The following is a 3,026-nucleotide window of genomic DNA, read 5'->3' as shown; positions in this document are numbered from 1 at the left end:
TCAGGTGGTTCACGCGTTCTAGGGTCGTCAGGCGTAACGGGTGGTATATCATGCTGACGAGCGAGCTTTCTATCGCTGCTTGCTCAATTGTGTGCGTCTCATCGTGCCGCCCTCGCTGTTGCCTGGGCCACACGCTGCGTATCCGGTGTTCATTGACGTCATCATCACGACCAGACCCCTTGGGTGTTATAGGGTCAAGCCTCACGGGCCATTAGTACACGTTAGCTCAACGCCTTGCAGCGCTTCCACACCGTGCCTATCAACCAGCTGGTCTCGCTGGGCCCTTCAGGAGGCTCTAGGCCTCAGGGATGTCTCATCTTGAAGGGGGCTTCCCGCTTAGATGCTTTCAGCGGTTATCCCGTCCGACCATAGCTACCCGGCAATGCCACTGGCGTGACAACCGGAACACCAGAGGGTCGTCCACTCCGGTCCTCTCGTACTAGGAGCAGCCCTTCTCAAACATCCAACGCCCACGGCAGATAGGGACCGAACTGTCTCACGACGTTCTAAACCCAGCTCGCGTACCACTTTAAATGGCGAACAGCCATACCCTTGGGACCGACTTCAGCCCCAGGATGTGATGAGCCGACATCGAGGTGCCAAACACCGCCGTCGATGTGAACTCTTGGGCGGTATCAGCCTGTTATCCCCGGAGTACCTTTTATCCGTTGAGCGATGGCCCTTCCATACAGAACCACCGGATCACTAGAACCTGCTTTCGCACCTGCTCGACGTGTCTGTCTCGCAGTCAAGCACCCTTATGCTCTTGCACTCAATGCACGATGTCCGACCGTGCTGAGGGTACCTTCGTGCTCCTCCGTTACTCTTTAGGAGGAGACCGCCCCAGTCAAACTACCCACCACACACTGTCCTCGATCCGGATAACGGACCTGAGTGAGAACGCCAATGATGCCAGGCTGGTATTTCAAGGTTGGCTCCCTCCGAACTGGCGTCCAGAGTTCAAAGCCTCCCAGCTATCCTACACAGGCAACATCAGCGTCCAGTGTGAAGCTATAGTAAAGGTTCACGGGGTCTTTCCGTCTAGCCGCGGGTACACCGCATCTTCACGGCGATTTCAATTTCACTGAGTCTCGGGTGGAGACAGCGTGGCCATCATTACGCCATTCGTGCAGGTCGGAACTTACCCGACAAGGAATTTCGCTACCTTAGGACCGTTATAGTTACGGCCGCCGTTTACCGGGGCTTCAATCAAGAGCTTCGCCTTGCGGCTAACACCATCATTTAACCTTCCGGCACCGGGCAGGCGTCACACCCTATACGTCCGCTTGCGCGTTAGCAGAGTGCTGTGTTTTTAATAAACAGTTGCAGCCACCTGGTATCTTCGACCGGTTCGGGCTTAGAGAGCAAGTCTCATCACCCTACGCCGGCGTGCCTTCTCCCGAAGTTACGGCACCATTTTGCCTAGTTCCTTCACCCGAGTTCTCTCAAGCGCCTTGGGATTCTCACCCTGACCACCTGTGTCGGTTTGGGGTACGGTCGCACATGATCTGAAGCTTAGAGGCTTTTCCTGGAAGCGTGGCATCAGTGACTTCCTGACCGTGGTCAGTTCATCTCGTGTCTCGGCCTTAAAAGGGTCCGGATTTACCTAAACCCTCAGCCTACTCACTTTCACCAGGACAACCAACGCCTGGCTCACCTAGCCTTCTTCGTCCCCCCATCGCAACCATGTCCGGTACGGGAATATTGACCCGTTTCCCATCGACTACGCCTTTCGGCCTCGCCTTAGGGGCCGACTCACTCTGCTCCGATTAGCGTCGAACAGAAACCCTTGGTCTTCCGGCGAGGGAGTTTTTCACTCCCTTTATCGTTACTCATGTCAGCATTCGCACTCGTGATACCTCCAGCAGACTTCTCAATCCACCTTCATTGGCGTACACGACGCTCCTCTACCGCTCATTCCTAAGAATGAACCCGTAGCTTCGGTACCTGGTTTAGCCCCGTTACATCTTCCGCGCAGGCCGACTCGACTAGTGAGCTATTACGCTTTCTTTAAAGGATGGCTGCTTCTAAGCCAACCTCCTAGCTGTCTGAGCCTTCCCACATCGTTTCCCACTTAACCAGGATTTCGGGACCTTAGCTGACGGTCTGGGTTGTTTCCCTTTTCACGACGGACGTTAGCACCCGCCGTGTGTCTCCCACGCGTTACTCACCGGTATTCGGAGTTTGCCTCGGGTTGGTAAGTCGGGATGACCCCCTAGCCGAAACAGTGCTCTACCCCCGGCGGTACTACGTGAGGCGCTACCTAAATAGCTTTCGAGGAGAACCAGCTATCTCCGAGCTTGATTAGCCTTTCACTCCGATCCACAAGTCATCCAAATCTTTTTCAACAGATCCTGGTTCGGGCCTCCAGTTGATGTTACTCAACCTTCACCCTGCTCATGGATAGATCGCTCGGTTTCGGGTCTATATCCAGCGACTGTGTCGCCCAGTTAAGACTCGGTTTCCCTACGGCTCCCCTATACGGTTAACCTCGCCACTGAATATAAGTCGCTGACCCATTATACAAAAGGTACGCAGTCACAGGACTAAGCCTGCTCCTACTGCTTGTACGCACACGGTTTCAGGATCTATTTCACTCCCCTCTCCGGGGTTCTTTTCGCCTTTCCCTCACGGTACTGGTTCACTATCGGTCAGCCAGGAGTATTTAGCCTTGGAGGATGGTCCCCCCGTCTTCAGTCAAGGTTTCTCGTGCCCCGACCTACTCGATTTCACATGATCAGATTTTCGACTACGGGGCTATCACCCGCTACGGCCAGACTTCCCAATCTGTTCGCCTAATCAGTCACATGCTTAAGGGCTGGTCCCCGTTCGCTCGCCGCTACTAGGGGAATCTCGGTTGATTTCTTTTCCTCAGGGTACTTAGATGTTTCAGTTCCCCTGCCTCGCCTCGTACACCTATGTATTCAGTGCACGATACTCATCTTATGATGAGTGGGTTTCCCCATTCAGAAATGCCCGGGTCACAGGTTGTTGCCACCTCACCGAGCCTTATCGCACCACGTCTT

General features: G+C 54.5%; 1 rRNA gene. It reads right to left on the bottom strand.

Annotated elements, in window-relative coordinates:
- Positions 1–190 precede the first annotated feature (190 nt).
- Positions 191–3,026, bottom strand: a 23S ribosomal RNA gene (locus QHL1GM_RS14880).

The sequence above is a fragment of the Halomonas sp. QHL1 genome (genome assembly GCF_001882345.1).
Classification (GTDB): domain Bacteria; phylum Pseudomonadota; class Gammaproteobacteria; order Pseudomonadales; family Halomonadaceae; genus Vreelandella.
Note: the sequence above shows the minus strand (reverse complement) of the source record. Positions and strands in the feature narration are given on the sequence as shown.